Genomic DNA, 17,092 nt, shown 5'->3' with positions numbered 1-17,092 from the left:
GGTTACTTGACCGCGACCTGCGAGATGTCCAGAACACCGGTCCAGTCGCTGATCACGACGTCCTTGATGTCCTTGCCGTACAGGCGCTTGTAGACCGGGTGGAACAGCGGCACGGTCAGTGCCTGCTCGCCGATCTTCTTGTCCAGTGCACCCCATCGCTTGGCGGCAGCGTCAAGATCGGTCAACTTGTTGATCGCGTCAATCTCGTCATTGACCGACTTGTCGTTGAGCAGGCCCGTGTTGAAGTTCGCGCCGTCCTTGACGATCTGCCGGCCGTCGAAGATCGGGGCGAGGAAGGGACCGCCGGAGGGCCAGTCGGCTCCCCAGTGGGCGAGGAAGAAACCGGGCTCGGTCTTCACGCTGTGGATCGTGTCCGAGTAGTCGTTCTCCTCAAGCCCCTGGAGCTTGACCGTGATGCCGGCCTTCTTGAGCGCGTCCTGGACCGCGGTCGCGATCTCGGGGCTGGTCTCGAAGTCCTTGGAGTTGGAGTGCGTCAGCGTGACCGTGAGCCCGTTCGGGTGACCGGCCTGCTTCAGCAGCTCCTTGGCCTTGGCCGCGTTGCCCGTCGCGCCCGCCGGGAAGAGGTCGTACGGCTCGTAGCCGAAGGACTTCTGGTTCGGCAGGTAGGTGGTGGCGGACTCGGCGAGCGCGCTGCCGCCGGCCGCGTTGACCACCGAGGAGCGGTCGACGGCGTACGAGATGGCCTGCCGCACCTTGACGTTGTCGAACGGCTTGACCGTCGGGTTGAACGCTATGTAGTTCGTGTAGCCGAAGTGCCCGGTGCCCACGCGGGAGGCGAGTTCCTTGTCGCCCGTCACCTTGGCGAGCTCGGCCGGGCCGAGGTTGGTGTCCGTGGTGACCGCGGCCGCGTCCGCCCCCTGGGACGACGACAGCCGCTGGTTGATCACCGACGAGTCGAGGCCGGACTTGACGTCGATCCGGTCCGGGTACGCCTTGCGCTCGGCGTCCGTCGAGGCGGACCAGTACGTGTTGCGCTCCAGGACGAGATGCTCACCGTCGTTCTGGTTCGTGACGACCTTGTACGGGCCGGACGAGACCGGGTGCTCCTCGTACTTCGTACCGGTGTCCTTGGCCTTGGGGACAGGCGTGAACTGCGTCTGCGTGGCCAGGTACGGGAACTCGCCCTCGGGCTTGTTCAGGTGGAAGACGAGGGTGCGCTCGTCCGGCGTCTCGATCGCCGCGAGGCCCTTCTTGTCCTTGTACGGCCCCTGGTAGTCGGCCGCGCCGACCAGCCAGTCCCGCAGGTAGGGGGCGCCGCCGGAGAGTTCGGGCGCGAAGGAGCGCTCGATGCCGTACTTGATGTCGGCCGAGGTGATCGCGGTGCCGTCCTCGTACTTGAGGCCCTTCTTCAGGGTGTACGTCCACACGGTCGCGTCCTTGCTGGGGCGCCCGGTGTCGGTGGCGAGGTCGGGGACGACCTTGGCGCCGGCGGCGCCGTTCTCGCGGTTGCGGGTGGTGAGGGTGCGGAAGACGAGGGAGGGCACATTGCCGCCGCCGGAGGTGTACAGGCGGGCCGGGTCGAAGTCCTGCTGCGGGTTGGAGTTGAGGACCGTCAGGGTGCCGCCCTTGTGGGGCGTGGAGTCGCCACCGGAGCTCTTGGCATCGTTGTCCTCAGGGCCGCAGGCGGCGGCGCCCGCTGCCAGAACCAGGCTTACGGATACCGCGGCCACGCGGCGCGCTGTGAGGGACGGATGACGCATCGGAGACGACCTCTCGCATGATGTGTCTCGAATGACGAGACGGATTGCCGAAGGGTGAGACGAAGGTGGATAGACGACCGCCCCGGCGTCGGGTCGTCGAGAAAGCCATGACTCGGGGTCACGGAGACTGCGGGATTCGCGACGCGCGCGCCTGGGGGCGGACGTCAGCGACAGAGAATGTCGGCCACGCAGAGCGGGGTCACACCGATGAGCGCCAGCTGAATGGCGGCGCTGCTGTCGACGGCATGACTAGACCACATGGGCAGCAATATGTACGACCGATCAACACATGTCAATGTGACATGTGCGCGCTCTGTCAACTCCCCGGGTAGGCCCAGGGGTTGGCCCGGCAGTGGATCCCGTCGTGGTCGAGGAACTTGGTCTGCTGCTGCATGACCGGCGCGAGCTCGCCGTTCTTGTCGCACGTCACATGGGAGTAGCCGAGGCGGTGGCCGACTTCATGGTTGATCAACATCTGCCGGTACACATGGATTCGATCACCGTATGTGGTTGATCCCTGGGCCCATCGATACGCATTGATCATCACGCGTTCGGTGGCGGCCGAGTCGCACGAGACGTTGTCCTCCGTCGTGTCGAGTCCGGACTTGGCACACCAGTCGGCCGTGGTGCCGGGGCTGGCGAGCGTGATCACGAAGTCGGGCTTGCCGGAGTAGATGCGCTCGAAGGTCCGGGCACCGTCGTGGGCCCAGCTGCGGTCGTCATTGAGCGTCTTCTGCACAGCCTGGGCGAAGAGTGCGCCGTCGAGTCCGAGACCCTGTTCCACGTCCACGCGGTAGGTGTACTTCTGCCCCTTGCCGGGCGCCTTGTCGAAGCCCGGGATCGCGTCGAACTTCCCCGAGCCGTCGAGCTTGGCGCTGAGCGGGTACTTCGTGTCCATCTTCTGCTCGTACGTCAGCGGCGCCACGACGACCGAGGGCGACGGCGAGGGCTGTCCGACCGCGCCCGTCCCCGGACCCCTGGCATCCCGCGCCTGGTCGGTGGCGGACTGCGCACCCGAGGCGGTGTCGCGCGTGTCGGTGACCTGTCCGGCCACGACGACGGCGAGCACGGTGACGACGGCGGCGGCCGCGATGCCGGTGAACGCCCGGCTCTTGCCGCCCTTGGCCGCGGGCGGCAGGCCGTCCCGCGGCGCGTCGCGATCGTCGGGGCGGGCGTCCGCGTCGGTGTCGTCGGGCCGGTCGGTGACCGCGGGACCGACCGGGTCGGAGCGGTGCGCGGCGGAGGGACGTGCGACGGCCGGCGTTCCGGCGCCTGTGACGGGACCGTTCGCGGGAACAGGGCCACGGGGGCCGCCGGGAGCACGAGGACCGCCGGGCGCGGAGACGTCGACGTCGCCGGCGAACGCGTCGACGTAATCCTGCCGCGGCCCCGACCGCGATCCCGGGGGTCCCTGCCGCTGCCGTGGCGGAGCGAACCCGGGCCCGGCGGCCTGTGCGCCCGGCCCCTGACCGCTCAACTCCCCCCAGGCGCCACCGGATTCACGCTGCTCGGGATGCCCACCACGAACCCGGGGCACGCCCTGGGCGGGTGTGCCGTCGGGAACCCGCGGGAAGCCACTCGGGGGCGTGCCGTCCGGGAACCGCCGCACACCCTGACCGGACGACTGACCATCCGGCACACGCGGAACTCCACGCGCGGGCGTGCCATCAGGCAGCCGCGGAAACCCGTGCGCGGGCGTGCCGTCCGGCAACCGCGGAAAGCCATGCGCGGGCGTCCCGTCGGGCAGCCTCGGGCCGCCCTGTGCCGGTACCCGGTGCCCGGCAGCGCCGCTGCCCGGGCCGGTCCGTGGCACGCCGTACTCGGGCCCCCGGCCCCCCGGCATTCCCTGCCGAGCAGCCTGCGGCATCGGGGCGGGGACAGTCGGTGTCCGTTCCCGACCCGTCGTGCCCCGTGCTGCCTCGGCGGCCGTCTGGGCGGCCGTCTGGGCCGTACCGTCCTTGCCGGAACTGCCCTTGTCGGGCCCCTTCTTGGGGGCGGGCCCGCGTCGACTGTGGCGTCCCACGCCGCGCCTCAGCTCCCCACAGTGGTGGTGTCGGCCCCGTCGCCGGAAGCCGTTGCGGCGTCCGCCCCGTCACCCGAGTTCCCCTCACCGGAGGCACCCGCGGAGCCGTCACGCCGCTCAGAGCCTCCCACGGAAGCGTCGGAAGCTCCCGTGTCCGCGGCGAACTCCCGGAACGCGCCGGCCACCGTCTCCGGGTACTCCATCATCGCCACGTGCCCCGCCTCCGGCAGGGTCAGCAGGCGGGAGTCGCGGAAGGCACGGGCCGCCTTCTGGGCCATACGGAAGCCGACGAGCTGGTCACGGCCGCCGTAGACGAGCAGCGTGGGTGCGAGGACCCGCTCGGCCTGGCGCCACAGCGCGTGCTGGCCGCCGAGTGTGTACGCGTTCACCAGCCCGCGCGCGGAACGCGTCATCGCGTCCCAGAAGTACGGCAGTTGCAGCCGCCGCTCCATCTCCTCCACCGCGTGCTGGAAGCCCTCGGGACTGACCCGGCCGGGGTCGCCGTAGCAGAGGGCCGTGACCCCTCGGACCCGCTGCTCGGCCGTCCATCCCCTGCTGTACCGGGTGAAAAGGCCGGCCACGCCGGGCAGCGCCAGCAGTCCCGTGGGCACGGCGGAGCGCTGGACGCGGATCTCCGGGAGGGCCGGCGAGACGAGGGTGAGGGTGCGCACCAGGTCCGGCCGCACCGCCGCGACGCGCGTGGACACCGCGCCGCCGAGCGAGTTCCCGAAGAGGTGGACGGCCCCGCGGCCGGACGCGTCGAGGAGACGGATCACCGCGCGCGCGTGGGCGGTGACCGAGTAATTGCCGTCGTCCGGCGGCGGGGAGTCACCGAAGCCGGGCAGGTCGACGGCCTCACCGTCGACGTCGCCCTCCAACTGCTCCATCAGCGCCGACCAGTTCTGCGAGGAACCGCCGAGCCCGTGGACGAACAACGCGGGCGGCAGCCCCTCGCGCGCGGGCGGCCTCGAACGCACCGTCAGCGTGATCCCCGGCAGCCCGACCGACCTGAGCCGCTCCCCCTCGCCGACCCTGACGGGTGCCACTTTCGGAAGGACGGTGGCGGGCGGCACGAAGGGCAGCTCGGTCGAAGACATGCGGCAATGTTACGAGACGATCACGCAGTGGTTCATGTGTTCGCCATCACAGCGCACATGTACGAGGCGGACGGGCCGCTGCGGACCCTGTGCGGCACGCACATCGCATGGCGTCCAGATCGTGTGTCTCCTAGGCTCGTACGCAGGGCACCCGAATGTGGCCCCCTGTGTACATCAGGGACGTTCTAGGAAGGGAGCCCACCATGGCCTACGACCCGACCGATCCCGAGGCATTCACCGACCCGGAGGCCTTCGAGGAGGACGACGCCGTCGAGATCGCCGTCGAGGCCCCCGAGGACGACGCCGCCGAGCAGCGCACCGACATCGCGCCCGACCGCGACGACCCGCTGACCGGCGTCGACCCCGACCGGGCCAACGAGGCCGACCTCGTCGAACAGGCCCGGGTCGTCTCGCTCGACGAGGACGACTATCGGTGACATCGGCGGCGGCATCGGCGGCGACACGGGTGGCGACACCTGTACGGCGTGAAGCAGCCGACAAAGCACTCATCAGGGCATTCCCGAGCGGGAGCGGGGCGGGCTCTGCCCGCTACGTGCCCGTTTGAAACCTTTGCGCGGCTTTCGTCACCGTCCGGTCCGTGAAATTCTGCGCTCGCACCGCGCACAGCACGGTTACCGAAAAGTACGATGGCGGCGCGGCGCACACCGCATGTGGACGACATTGGGAGGCGGCGTGACAGCCATCGAGCAGACAGAGGCGGCACGCCCGAGGGGGACGCGCCTGCCGCGCCGTGCCCGACGGAACCAGCTGCTGGGCGCCGCGCAGGAAGTCTTCGTGGCGCAGGGCTACCACGCGGCGGCGATGGACGACATCGCCGAGCGGGCCGGCGTCAGCAAGCCGGTGCTCTACCAGCACTTCCCGGGCAAGCTCGACCTCTATCTCGCGTTGCTGGACCAGCACTGCGAGTCCCTGATCCAGGCGGTGCGCACCGCGCTCGCGTCGACGAGCGACAACAAGCAGCGCGTACGGGCGACCATGGACGCCTATTTCGCGTACGTCGAGGACGACGGCGGCGCCTTCCGCCTGGTCTTCGAGTCGGACCTGACGAACGAGCCCGCGGTGCGCGAGCGCGTCGACAAGGTCACGAACGAGTGCGCCGAGGCGATCTGCGACGTGATCGCCGAGGACACCGGTCTCTCGCGCGCGGAGTCGATGCTGCTCGCGTCGGGTCTCGGCGGACTCGCCCAGGTGGTGGCCCGGTCCTGGCTGCACAGCGACCGCAGCGTCCCGCGCGACCAGGCGGTCCAGCTGCTGACGTCGCTGGCGTGGCGGGGCATCGCCGGATTCCCGCTGCACGGCACGGAGAACCACTGACGGCACGAGGCACGGAACGAGATCGCGAACGACCCGCACGCACGCGTGCGGGTCGTTTGTTCCCGCCCGATGTTCGCTGTTGGCGTTCTTGCGCGGAGCGTGTACGTCCCCTCACCGGGCTAATGTGTGCTGGGTACGGCGCGGAAGGTCGCGCACTTCACTGACCGTCGGAGGGACATAGCCGTGGAGGTCAAGATCGGCGTGCAGCACGCGCCCCGCGAGATCGTTCTGGAGAGCGGTCAGAGCGCCGAGGAGGTCGAGCGGGCGGTGGCGGAGGCCCTGGCGGGCAAGTCGCAGCTGCTGAGCCTGGTGGACGAGCACGGCCGCAAGGTCCTCGTCCCGGCCGACCGTCTCGCGTACGTCGAGCTCGGCGAGCCGGCTCCGCGCAAGGTGGGCTTCGGCGCGCTGTAGGCAGACAGACGAAGAGGGGCCCGGCGACCGGTAGTCGCCGGGCCCCTCTTCGTGTGAGGGCCAGGTGGGTGGGTAGTCGGCAGGGCGGGATTTTTCCGCCCCGTATGGAGCACGAACAGCACCCGGAGGAGGATTGCATTCCGCAGGTCACGGGTAAGACGGGCTACGACCGTAATGGGCAGTGTGGCCGTGTGGGAGGGACCCCATGATGTTGATCGAAGCGCTCGGCTCAGCACTGCTCGGTCTCGTGCTGGCGGGAGTGGCGGCGCACCGCCTCTCCCACCGCCTGCCGAACCGTTCCCTGGTCCTCGCGACGGGCACCGCGGGAGCCCTCTTCGGTGCCTTCGTGACCCACACCGCCCTGGACCCCGGCAACATCCTGCTGATCCTCCTGGGCGCGGCCGTGGTCTCGGTCGCCTCCCTGTCCCTGCTCCTGCGCCCGTCGGGAAGACTCCGCCGCTCGGCGACGGCGTGAGCGGAAAGCGCCGGTAGCGGCAGGGGCGGCTCCGTCACATGGGCGCGGCCGGCGAGCGCCACGCGGCACCAGCCGGAGCCGCAACGGCGACCTCGACCTCGACCTCGACCTCGACCTCGACCTCGACCTCTCAACGGTCCGATCGCAACGCCGTCGGCGCTACGCCGCCAACCCGAGCGCGGCCATCCGCTTGGTGTGCGCCTCGGTGATCCGGGAGAACATCCGCCCCACCTCGGCGAGGTCGAACCCGTCCGCGACGCCCCCGACGAGCATCGTCGACAGCGCGTCCCGGTCCGCCACGACCCGCTGCGACTGCGACAGCGCCTCGCCCATCAACCGCCGCGCCCACAGGGCGAGTCGGCCGCCCACGCGCGGATCCGCGTCGATCGCCGCCCGCACCTTCTCGACGGCGAAACCGGCGTGCCCGGTGTCGTCGAGGACGGCCAGCACCAGCTCGCGCGAGTCCGTGTCGAGCCGCGCGGCGACCTCCCGGTAGAAGTCACTGGCGATCGAGTCGCCGACGTACGCCTTGACGAGCCCCTCCAGCCAGTCCGAGGGCGCCGTCTGCCGGTGGAAGCCGTCGAGTGCCGCGACGAACGGCTCCATCGCCAGCGTCGGCTCCTCGCCGATCTCCGTCAGCCGGTCGCGCAGCTTCTCGTAGTGGTGGAACTCGGCCGACGCCATCTTCGCCAGCTCCGCCTTGTCCGCCAGCGTCGGCGCCAGCTTGGCGTCCTCCGCGAGCCGCTCGAAGGCCGCCAGTTCGCCGTACGCGAGCGCGCCGAGCAGGTCGACGACCGCGGCTCGGTACTGCGGGTCGGCGGCGGCCTTCGTCCAGTCCTGGGCGGCGACACCGGTGTGCTCGACGGTGGGTTCGTCAGGGGTCTCGGAGGCGTTGTCGGGCTTGTCAGAGGTCGTCATGAAGCGCACAATAGCCCGCTCTCCGGACGGCGTAAGGCCCTGCTCAATCAGTGTGACGACGACTACGTGACCAAATCGGCCATCGCATGTGCACGATTCCGGGGTATGGTGGTAATGCGCCTGCTGGTACGACGGCACTTCGTGAGTGCCGTACCTCGACAGGCCGCACGTATGAGGATGCCCGGTCGGTGGCCCGATCGGCTCCGACCCGACAGCCCTCCTCGCCCGTACGGCACAGTGCGTACGGCGTTCGGAGGGGGACCCTCAGCGGTACGAGCGCTAGAGCGTCGGCAGTGGTCCCGTGCCATTACGGCTTAGCCCGTAAGGCAGCCGACGTCCCCAGCACGGTAGACGACCCCCCGCGCTCGCCTCGCACCGCGCACACAGAAGAGGCAGCACCCTGACTACGACCTTCCGCGATCTCGGGATTCTGACCGAGACGGCCGAGGCCCTCGAAGCCGTCGGCATCATCAATCCGTTCCCCATCCAGGAGATGACGCTCCCGGTCGCCCTCTCGGGCTCCGACGTCATCGGCCAGGCCAAGACCGGCACCGGCAAGACGCTGGGCTTCGGCCTCCCGCTCCTCGAGCGCGTCACCGTCCCCGCCGACGTCGAGGCCGGCCGCGCCAAGCCCGAGGACCTGACCGACGCCCCGCAGGCGCTCGTCGTCGTCCCCACGCGCGAGCTGTGCACGCAGGTCACCAACGACCTGCAGACCGCCGGCAAGGTACGCAACGTCCGCGTTCTCGCCATCTACGGCGGCCGCGCCTACGAGCCCCAGGTCGAGGCCCTCAAGAAGGGCGTCGACGTCGTCATCGGCACCCCGGGCCGGCTCCTGGACCTCGCGGGCCAGAAGAAGCTCAACCTCAGCCACATCAAGGCGCTCGTCCTCGACGAGGCCGACGAGATGCTCGACCTGGGCTTCCTGCCCGACGTCGAGAAGATCATCAACCTGCTGCCGGCCCGCCGCCAGACCATGCTGTTCTCGGCGACCATGCCGGGCGCGGTCATCAGTCTCGCGCGGCGCTACATGTCGCAGCCCACGCACATCAACGCCACCTCGCCCGACGACGCGGGCAGGACGGTCGCGAACACCAAGCAGCACGTGTATCGGGCGCACAACATGGACAAGCCCGAGATGGTCGCGCGGATACTGCAGGCCGAGGGCCGGGGACTGGTCATGGTCTTCTGCCGTACCAAGCGCACCGCGGCCGACCTCGCCGATCAGCTCAAGCAGCGCGGCTTCGCGGCCGGCGCGGTCCACGGCGACCTCGGCCAGGGCGCCCGTGAGCAGGCGCTGCGCGCCTTCCGCAACGGCAAGGTGGACGTGCTCGTCTGCACCGACGTCGCCGCCCGCGGCATCGACGTCGAGGGCGTGACGCACGTCATCAACTACCAGTGCCCCGAAGAGGAGAAGACGTACCTGCACCGCATCGGCCGTACCGGCCGCGCGGGTGCCAAGGGCATCGCGATCACCCTCGTCGACTGGGACGACATCCCGCGCTGGCAGCTGATCAACAAGGCGCTGGAGCTCAAGTTCAACGACCCGCCGGAGACGTACTCGACCTCCCCGCACTTCTACGAGGACCTGAACATCCCCGCGGGCACCAAGGGTGTCCTGCCGCGGGCCGAGCGCACGCGCGCGGGGCTCGACGCGGAGGTGCTCGAGGACCTGGGCGAGCCGGGCGGACGCGGTGCACGCGGCCGCGGTGACCGCGACCGTGACCGGGGTGACCGTGGTCGCGGACGGGGGGGCCGGGACGAGTCCCGTTCCGCCGACCAAGAGCGTCCGGACCGTACGCCCCGCCGTCGCCGTCGTACCCGTAACGGGACCCCGCTGGACGCGAACGCCCCCGCCGGGGCGGTCGCCCCGTCCGAGACCACCGCGGTCGAGGACGCCACCACGACCCGCACCCCGCGCCGTCGTCGCCGCACCCGCGGCGGAGCGTCCGACGGGGCGCCGGCCACGGCGACCACGGCAGCGCCCGCCGTCGAGCCGACCGTGACCGAGGCCGCGGAGTCGGCCATCACGACGGCGGAGAGCCCGTCCCTCGACACGGAGGCTCCGGCCAAGCCGCGCCGCCGCCGGACCCGCAAGTCCGCGGAGACGCCGGCCGCGGTGGAGACGGTCGTCGAGACCGCTCCGGTCACGCCGGCCGCTCCGGTCGCCGAGACCGCTCCGGAGGCGGAGGCGCCGGCCACGAAGCCGCGCCGCACCCGCAAGACGGCTGCCGCGGCCCCCGCCGAGGCCGCCACGGACACGGCCGAGGCCACGGAGACCAAGCCGCGCCGCACCCGCAAGGCGGCCGCCGCCACGACCGCCGCCGAAGCCGCCGCGGACACCGCGGAGGCCACGGTCACCAAGCCGCGCCGCACCCGCAAGACCACGACCGCCGCCACGACCGCCGCCGAGACCGTGGTGGACACGGCCGAGGCCACCGAGGCCAAGCCGCGCCGCCGCACCCGCAAGGCCGCCGAGCCCGCCGTGACCGCCGACATCCCGGTCCAGACGGTCCCGGAGTCGGAGACGGCCGAGGTGGCCAAGCCCCGGCGGACGCGCAAGACGGCGAGCACCGTGAAGGCGGCCGAGGCGGCAGTGGACACCGCGGAAGGCACGGCCACCAAGCCGCGCCGCACCCGCAAGACCACGACCGCCGCCACGACCGCCGCCGAGACCGCGGTGGACACGGCCGAGGCCACCGAGGCCAAGCCGCGCCGCACCCGCAAGGCAGCCACCGCGGCCCCCGCCGAGGCCGCCACGGACACGGACACGGTCGAGACCAAGCCCCGTCGGCGTACCACCCGCAAGGCCGCCGAGCCCGCGGTGACCGCCGAGATCCCCGCCCAGGCGGACCAGGAGCCGAAGGCTGCCGCACCGCGCCGCCGGGCCCGCAAGACGGCCGCCGCGGAGCCCGCGGACAGCTGATCCCACACCGAGACGGCCCGGCCCCTCACCGGGGGCCGGGCCGTCGGCGTTCCCGGCGCCGACCGGCCCGTGGAAGCCGACGCCCGGCCGCTCCCCACCAGGGGCGCGGGGACGCGCCAAAGCACGACGATCCCGCAGCCACCCGACGACGACGCCCTGAGGCGCCCTCGGCCCCCCTCAGCCCCCTACGGCACCGTTCCGCCACCCCCGCCCGCTACCCTCACCCCGTGAGCACCCGAGCCGACTTCACCCCGCCGCCCGGCGCCCGCGCCTACCCCCTGCGCACCACTCGCGGCGAGTTCGCGGCCGTGGACTCGGCCGTGGCCCCCGGTGTCACCCCCAAGGGCATCGCGCTGCTGCTGCCCGGGTTCACGGGGAGCAAGGAGGACTTCACGCTGCTCCACGAGCCGCTCACCGCGCGCGGCTACCGGGTCGTGGCCCTGGACGGGCGGGGGCAGTTCGAGTCGGACGGGCCGCAGAGCGACGAATCCGCTTACGCACGGGGCGAGTTGGCGCGGGACGTGCTCGCCCAGGCCGCCGCGCTCGGCACCCGCGTGCACCTGGTCGGGCATTCCCTGGGCGGTCAGATCGCGCGTGCCGCCGTACTGCTCGACCACTCTCCCTTTCTCTCCTTCACCCTCGTCTCCTCGGGCCCGGCGCAGATCTCCGACTCGCAGCAGCAGCGGGTGAAGCTGCTGCGGGACGCGCTCGGTGTGATGACGATGGCCGAGGTGTGGGACGCGATCCTGGCCATGGGCCCACCGGAGGAGGTGGGCGGCCCCGCCAAGGGCATCGGGGACGTCGTACAGCTGCGCCGCCGCTGGCTCGGCAACAAGCCCGCCCAACTCCTCGCGACGGGACGCCAGTTGTGCACGGAGCCGGACCTGGTCACCGAACTCGCCGCCGTCCCGCTGCCGTTCCACGTCCTGTCCGGCTCACAGGACGACACCTGGCCGGTGCCCCTCCTGGACGACATGGCCGTACGACTGCGCGCCCGGCGCACGGTGATTCCGGGAGCCGACCACTCCCCCAACGCCGACGAACCCCTCCCCACGGCCCACGCCCTGGCCGACTTCTGGGACAGCGTCAATCCATGAGAGGCCGGGGGCGAGCGATCAGTACTGCCCCTGCAAGTGCTCCCAGAACCCGTCCCGCAGCGCCCGCCGCAGATCCGCCTGCCCCCGCAGGGAGTACTGGAGACGCCCCTCCGCCTCCACCAGCAGATCCTGGTCCACCGAGCCCGGAAGGTAGGGATACCCGGGCAGCAGCTCCTGCAGCGCCGCCCGTCCTCGCTCCCCCAGCCACTTCGCGGCGATCTGAGCGCCCACGAAACGGACGTCCTCACGGGCAGGCCGGGTGGCCGTCGCCTCGTAGGGCACACCTGTCCGCCGGGAGACGTACGGCTTGAAGAAGTCGAGGTCGAGGGTGCGCTGGCTGTCGACCTCCCACAGGAGGGGCTCCGCCTGGTTGCGGCCCTCCGGTGCCTCGATGCCCCACAGGTGGACGCGGGCGCCGTACCCCTGGGCCGCCTCGACCGCCGAGACCAGGTCCTCGTCCCCGCCCAGGAGCGCCGCGTCGCTGATCGCGCGATGCCGGGCCAGGGACTCCAGGTCGGAGCGGATCAGCGAGTCGACGCCCTTCTGCTGGTTGTTGGCGTTGAGGTTGCCCAACCGGACCTTGACGTCCGGGAGTTCGGCGATGGACTGCTGCTCCGTCGTGTGGATGCGGCGTCTCGCGCCGTCGTACCAGTAGACCCTCAGCAGTCTGCTGTCCGCGAATATGGTCCGTGCCCGGTCGATGAGGGCCTCGATCAGGCCCTCGGCGTCGAGGTCGAAGGCGCGACGGTCCTCGGTGCCGGCGACGAGTCGTCCCGCGGCCGCGTAGAGGTATCCCGCATCGACGAAGATCGCGTGCGTCGAGGGTGTCTTCGCCACCTCGGCGAGCATGCGTGTGAGCAGCTCGTTCGTGCGGTCGATGCGGGCGCTCAGTGGCGTCAGGTCGTCGTTCATCGCCTCCATTGTCCAGGCGGTCACGCTGCGAACACAACCGGTCCCAAGGAGTCTCCGAAGACTCACTTACCGGTCAGTAGTTAGCCGTTCGAAAAATTTCTTTAGCGTAGGGAATGTTTGTAACACGCACCCCGTTGACTATCTGTGTACGCAGTAATTCTCCGCAGGAGGATGACCAGACGAAGGGAGAAGCCATGCGCTTCGAAATCATGCGACTCGACGACGTCGACGGCACGCCCGTGGACAGCACTGTCGTGGACGCCGCCTCCGTCAACCGGATCGTTCAGCAGGCCGCCGCCATAGGACAGCGCCTCTGGATCCGTCCGGCCGACACCTCGGCCTCATAACCGGACCAGTACAGACGCGGATCACCGCTGAAGCTTCAGAGCCCCCGCCAGGCATCGACGCCGGGCGGGGGCTCTGCGCATGCCCGGAAATATGCCCGGGGGCTCAGCTCCCCTGCACCACCTGGGTGATCCCGTTGATGATCTGCTGCACGGCGATCGCGGAGAGCATCATGCCCGCGAGCCGGGTCACCAGCACGACACCGCCGTCCTTGATGACCCGGATGATCAGCAGGGAGTACCGCATCACCAGCCACAGCACGACGTGGATGGCGAGGATCGCCGTCCACACCGAGACCTGCGTGGCGACGCTGTGGGCCTTCTGCACGGCGAGGATGACGGAGACGATCGCGCCGGGACCCGCCAGCAGCGGCATGCCCAGGGGTACCAGCGCCACGTTGACGTCCTTGGTCTGCTTCGGCTCGTCGGTCTTGCCGGTGAGCAGGTCCAGCGCGATCAGCAGGAGCAGCAGCCCGCCCGCGATCATCAGCGCGGGCACGGAGACATGCAGGTAGTCCAGGATCTGGTGGCCCAGGACACCGAAGACGGCGATGACACCGCCCGCCACGCAGACGGCCTGGAAGGCCATCCGCTTCTGCACCTTGCCGGGCCGGCCGGCGGTCAGCGCGAGGAAGATCGGAGTGATCCCGGGGGGATCCATGATGACGAACAGGGTGAGGAAGAGCGAGCCGAAGACGGCGGCGTCGAACATGACGGAACTGGCCTTACAGAAAGGGGTGGAACACGGAGCCGGGCCTGGGTACGGCCTGCGGCGCCGGGTGAGGGGGAGCGGGGTCGGGCCTCAGATTCCGCCGGTACCGGGGACCGGGAACGCACCGGTCGCCCGACGCGTGATCTCCCCGTACACGTCGGGGTCCGTCGTGTACTCGCCGAGGGCGACCGTCTTGCGGCTGCCGTGGTAGTCGCTGGAACCGGTGACGAGCAGTCCCAGGTCGGCGGCGAGCCCGCGCAGCCGTACGCGCGTCTCCTCGTCGTGGTCCATGTGGTCGACCTCGATGCCGTCGAGGCCGACGGCGGCCATCTCGGCGATCGCGGACTCCGGAACGGTGCGGCCGCGCTTGCTCGCGCCCGGGTGGGCGAACACGGTGACGCCGCCGGCGCCCTTGACCAGCCGGATCGCCTCGAAGGGGTCGGTCTCGTGCTTCGGTACGTAGGCCCGGCCGCCGTCGGCCAGCCAGTCGCCCGTGAAGGCGTCGGACACACTCGGCACGACCCCGAGCTCGACGAGTGCGGTGGCCACGTGCGGCCGTCCGATGGAACCGTCTCCCGCGATCCGCGCCACCTGCTCCCAGGTGATCGGCACGCCCAGCTCCTGGAGCCTGGCCACCATGCCGCGCGCCCGAGGCACCCGGTCGTCGCGCACCAGTTCCCGCTCGGCGAGCAGCTCCGGCTCCTCGGGGTCGAACAGGTAGGCCAGCATGTGCATGGACACCCCGTCGATCCGGCAGGACAGCTCGGCCCCGGTGACGAGGGTCAGCCCGGCGGGCAGGGCGGCGATGGCCTCGCCGTACCCGCGGGTGGTGTCGTGATCGGTGAGGGCGACGACGTCCAGTCCCGCAGCGGCGGCGTTGCGCACCAGCTCGGCGGGCGTGTCGGTTCCGTCGGACGCGGCGGAGTGGCAGTGCAGATCGACACGCACGACACAAACTCCAGACGCTGACGGAACAGGAACAGGAACAGAAGAGGGGACGGTCAAGGATAACCAGATTTTCCAGCTCCCCTGTCACACCCGCAGCGGGGGCACAACCCCTACAGTCAGGGCTTCAGCAGTCGCGGCGACAACGCCCCGCAGGGCACCAGTTCCACTTCCGCCCCGGCGTCGCGCAGATCCGTCAGCACCAGTTCGTCGTACATCAGCAACCCGGACTGCTCGGGCCACACCACGGCCCACAGCCACAGCCCCAGCGCCTCCCCCGCGAACACCGCCCGGTCCTCCGGCGCCCCGGAGACATGCCACAGCGGAGTCGGCCGGCCGGCGGCGAGCACCTTCGCCTGCGGCGGCTTCTCCACGTTCATGTACGGCCCCGGATCCGGCCCGTCGATCCCCGCGTAGCGCGCCCCGAGCCCGACCCCGAGTTCCTCGGCCACCAGAATCAGCTCGCCGACGCCCCCGAGCGGTCCGGGTCCCGTGCACGCAACGGCCGTGGCGCGACCGCCGCTGCGGTCGTCACCGGCGCAGGCGACTCCCGTGAACAGCCAGCCCACCGGCAGCGGCCACGGCATCCACACAGGTACCTGCGTGCGGTGCACCACGACATCGAGGGCCTCGACGCTGGGCGGGATCACGGGCTGCAGCGGATGCACCGTCCCGTGCACATCGCACTGCCAGGAATCGGCGAAGAGTCCGGGAGCCCTGACCCGGCCACCACACTTCGGGCAACTGGGTTCGCCCCTCATAGGGCCCCACGGTCCTACCCTCGCTCCGCCACGTCAAGGACGATCACCCGTCCGGACTGAACGGGTTCCCCTGGCCTCACCGGGCAGAACTAGGTGTAGCTTGCATTAATTAGCCGCCCTAACTTACTATGTGCATATACCAACTATCTCAAGGAGTGGAGGACCGACCATGGACCCCTTCGATGCGGGAGCCGGCGGCATCCTGCGCCAGCCGAAGGCCGTATGGGCGACGGCGGGCGCCTCCGTCGTCGCCTTCATGGGCATCGGACTCGTGGACCCGATCCTGCCGTCGATCGCCCAGGGCCTGGACGCCACCGCGAGCCAGGTCTCCCTCCTGTTCACCTCGTACTTCCTGATCACCGCGATCGCGATGCTGGTCACCGGCTTCGTCTCCAGCCGCATCGGCGGCAAGAAGACCCTGCTGCTCGGCCTCGCCCTCGTCGTGGGCTTCGCGGGGCTGGCGGGCACCTCGGGCTCGGTCGGGGAACTGGTCGGCTTCCGGGCCGGCTGGGGTCTGGGCAACGCCCTGTTCGTCTCCACGGCCCTCGCCGTCATCGTCGGCGCGGCGGCCGGCGGCAGCGCGGCGGCGATCCTACTGTACGAGTCCGCCCTGGGCCTCGGCATGGCGTGCGGCCCGCTGCTCGGCGCCCTGCTCGGCGACGCCAGCTGGCGCTACCCGTTCTTCGGCACGGCCTTCCTGATGGCCGTCGGCTTCCTGTGCGTCACGGTGTTCCTGAAGGAGCAGCCGAAGCCGGCCCGCAAGACGTCCCTGCTCGACCCGCTCAAGGCGCTCGGCCACGGCGGGCTCGCCTCGGCCGCGATCTCGTCCTTCTTCTACAACTACACGTTCTTCACCGTGCTGGCCTTCACGCCGTTCGTGCTGGACATGACCCCCTACAAGTCGGGGGCCGTGTTCTTCGCCTGGGGCGTTCTGCTCGCCGTCTTCTCGGTGTTCGCCGCGCCGCGTCTGCAGGAGCGGTTCGGCTCGCTGAAGGTGCTCGGCTGTTCCCTCGTCCTGCTGGCGGTCGACGTGCTCGTCCTCGGCTACGGCGACCACACCACGGCCATCGTCTGCACGATCCTGTCCGGCGCCTTCATCGGCGTGAACAACACGGTCTACACGGAGCTGGCGCTCGGCGTGTCGGACGCCCCGCGGCCCGTGGCGAGCGCGGGCTACAACTTCGTGCGCTGGTTCGCGGCGGCCGCGGCGCCCTACTTCGCGCCGAAGATCGAGGAGTGGACCGACATCCACATCCCGTTCGTGGTGGCGGCGGTGACCGCGGTGCTCGGCGCGCTCGTGGTCGTCGTACGGCGCAAGGCGCTCACGCACGACGCCGAGGAGCTGGAGACGCGGCACGCGGCCGAGGACAGCGTCACCGTCTTCGCCAACTGACGGCATCCGGCCACCACTTGGT

General features: G+C 70.6%; 17 protein-coding genes. 8 read left to right on the top strand and 9 right to left on the bottom strand.

Going from position 1 to position 17,092, the window contains the following annotated elements; all coding sequences use genetic code 11:
* Window positions 1–2: 2 nt before the first annotated feature.
* From H293_RS0120755 to H293_RS0120745, 4 genes are all read right to left on the bottom strand, one after another.
* Window positions 3–1,721 (bottom strand): ABC transporter substrate-binding protein, encoded by a 1,719-nt coding sequence (locus H293_RS0120755; RefSeq protein ID WP_020119771.1) that lies wholly within the window; start codon window positions 1,719–1,721, stop codon window positions 3–5.
* 164 nt (window positions 1,722–1,885) lie between these two features.
* The gene (locus tag H293_RS61430) at window positions 1,886–1,981 is read right to left on the bottom strand and encodes an Ms4533A family Cys-rich leader peptide (RefSeq protein ID WP_310591899.1); all 96 of its coding nucleotides are present in this window, start codon (window positions 1,979–1,981) and stop codon (window positions 1,886–1,888) included.
* 56 nt (window positions 1,982–2,037) lie between these two features.
* A complete protein-coding gene (locus H293_RS0120750; protein ID WP_106968360.1) occupies window positions 2,038–3,744 on the bottom strand; it encodes a DUF3152 domain-containing protein in 1,707 nt (568 codons plus the stop codon).
* A gap of 8 nt (window positions 3,745–3,752) precedes the next feature.
* Window positions 3,753–4,841, bottom strand: coding sequence for an alpha/beta fold hydrolase (locus H293_RS0120745; protein ID WP_020119769.1), 1,089 nt, complete (start codon window positions 4,839–4,841; stop codon window positions 3,753–3,755).
* A gap of 203 nt (window positions 4,842–5,044) precedes the next feature.
* Between H293_RS0120745 and H293_RS0120740 the strand changes: the two genes are divergently transcribed.
* From H293_RS0120740 to H293_RS0120725, 4 genes are all read left to right on the top strand, one after another.
* Window positions 5,045–5,278, top strand: a complete 234-nt coding sequence (locus H293_RS0120740; protein ID WP_020119768.1) for a hypothetical protein — start codon at window positions 5,045–5,047, stop codon at window positions 5,276–5,278.
* A 256-nt stretch (window positions 5,279–5,534) separates the two neighbouring features.
* On the top strand, window positions 5,535–6,176 hold the full coding sequence (locus H293_RS0120735; protein ID WP_028808045.1) for a TetR/AcrR family transcriptional regulator: 642 nt from the start codon (window positions 5,535–5,537) through the stop codon (window positions 6,174–6,176).
* 183 nt (window positions 6,177–6,359) lie between these two features.
* Window positions 6,360–6,587, top strand: a complete 228-nt coding sequence (locus H293_RS0120730) for a DUF3107 domain-containing protein (protein ID WP_020119766.1) — start codon at window positions 6,360–6,362, stop codon at window positions 6,585–6,587.
* Window positions 6,588–6,795: 208 nt separating this feature from the next.
* Window positions 6,796–7,062 (top strand): hypothetical protein, encoded by a 267-nt coding sequence (locus H293_RS0120725; protein WP_028808044.1) that lies wholly within the window; start codon window positions 6,796–6,798, stop codon window positions 7,060–7,062.
* A gap of 159 nt (window positions 7,063–7,221) precedes the next feature.
* On the opposite strand, the gene H293_RS0120720 is transcribed toward H293_RS0120725, so the two are convergent.
* Complete coding sequence (locus tag H293_RS0120720) at window positions 7,222–7,989, bottom strand: ferritin-like fold-containing protein (protein WP_007384535.1); 768 nt, start codon at window positions 7,987–7,989, stop codon at window positions 7,222–7,224.
* A 484-nt stretch (window positions 7,990–8,473) separates the two neighbouring features.
* On the opposite strand from H293_RS0120720, the gene H293_RS0120715 reads away from it, so the two are divergent.
* Both H293_RS0120715 and H293_RS0120710 read left to right on the top strand, forming a co-directional pair.
* Window positions 8,474–10,906 (top strand): DEAD/DEAH box helicase, encoded by a 2,433-nt coding sequence (locus H293_RS0120715; RefSeq protein ID WP_020119764.1) that lies wholly within the window; start codon window positions 8,474–8,476, stop codon window positions 10,904–10,906.
* A 227-nt stretch (window positions 10,907–11,133) separates the two neighbouring features.
* Window positions 11,134–12,003: an alpha/beta fold hydrolase gene (locus tag H293_RS0120710; protein ID WP_020119763.1), complete on the top strand. Its 870-nt coding sequence runs from the start codon at window positions 11,134–11,136 to the stop codon at window positions 12,001–12,003.
* A gap of 18 nt (window positions 12,004–12,021) precedes the next feature.
* Here H293_RS0120710 and H293_RS0120705 read toward each other — a convergent pair whose 3' ends face one another.
* Window positions 12,022–12,915 (bottom strand): NYN domain-containing protein, encoded by an 894-nt coding sequence (locus H293_RS0120705; protein WP_020119762.1) that lies wholly within the window; start codon window positions 12,913–12,915, stop codon window positions 12,022–12,024.
* 194 nt (window positions 12,916–13,109) lie between these two features.
* Between H293_RS0120705 and H293_RS57310 the strand changes: the two genes are divergently transcribed.
* Window positions 13,110–13,262, top strand: coding sequence for a hypothetical protein (locus H293_RS57310; protein WP_007384531.1), 153 nt, complete (start codon window positions 13,110–13,112; stop codon window positions 13,260–13,262).
* Between the two features lie 103 nt (window positions 13,263–13,365).
* Here the strand turns inward: H293_RS57310 and H293_RS0120695 are convergent, their stop codons facing one another.
* The 3 genes from H293_RS0120695 to H293_RS0120685 form a co-directional block, all read right to left on the bottom strand.
* The gene (locus H293_RS0120695; protein ID WP_020119761.1) at window positions 13,366–13,971 is read right to left on the bottom strand and encodes a MarC family protein; all 606 of its coding nucleotides are present in this window, start codon (window positions 13,969–13,971) and stop codon (window positions 13,366–13,368) included.
* 90 nt (window positions 13,972–14,061) lie between these two features.
* Window positions 14,062–14,919, bottom strand: a complete 858-nt coding sequence (locus H293_RS0120690) for a PHP domain-containing protein (RefSeq protein ID WP_020119760.1) — start codon at window positions 14,917–14,919, stop codon at window positions 14,062–14,064.
* Between the two features lie 116 nt (window positions 14,920–15,035).
* On the bottom strand, window positions 15,036–15,677 hold the full coding sequence (locus H293_RS0120685) for a DUF6758 family protein (protein ID WP_028808043.1): 642 nt from the start codon (window positions 15,675–15,677) through the stop codon (window positions 15,036–15,038).
* 169 nt (window positions 15,678–15,846) lie between these two features.
* Here H293_RS0120685 and H293_RS0120680 point away from each other — a divergent pair, with 169 nt between their 5' ends.
* Window positions 15,847–17,070 (top strand): MFS transporter, encoded by a 1,224-nt coding sequence (locus H293_RS0120680; protein WP_020119758.1) that lies wholly within the window; start codon window positions 15,847–15,849, stop codon window positions 17,068–17,070.
* Window positions 17,071–17,092 lie beyond the last annotated feature (22 nt).

It is taken from the genome of Streptomyces canus 299MFChir4.1 (assembly GCF_000383615.1).
Lineage (GTDB): Bacteria > Actinomycetota > Actinomycetes > Streptomycetales > Streptomycetaceae > Streptomyces > Streptomyces canus_C.
Note: the sequence above shows the minus strand (reverse complement) of the source record. Positions and strands in the feature narration are given on the sequence as shown.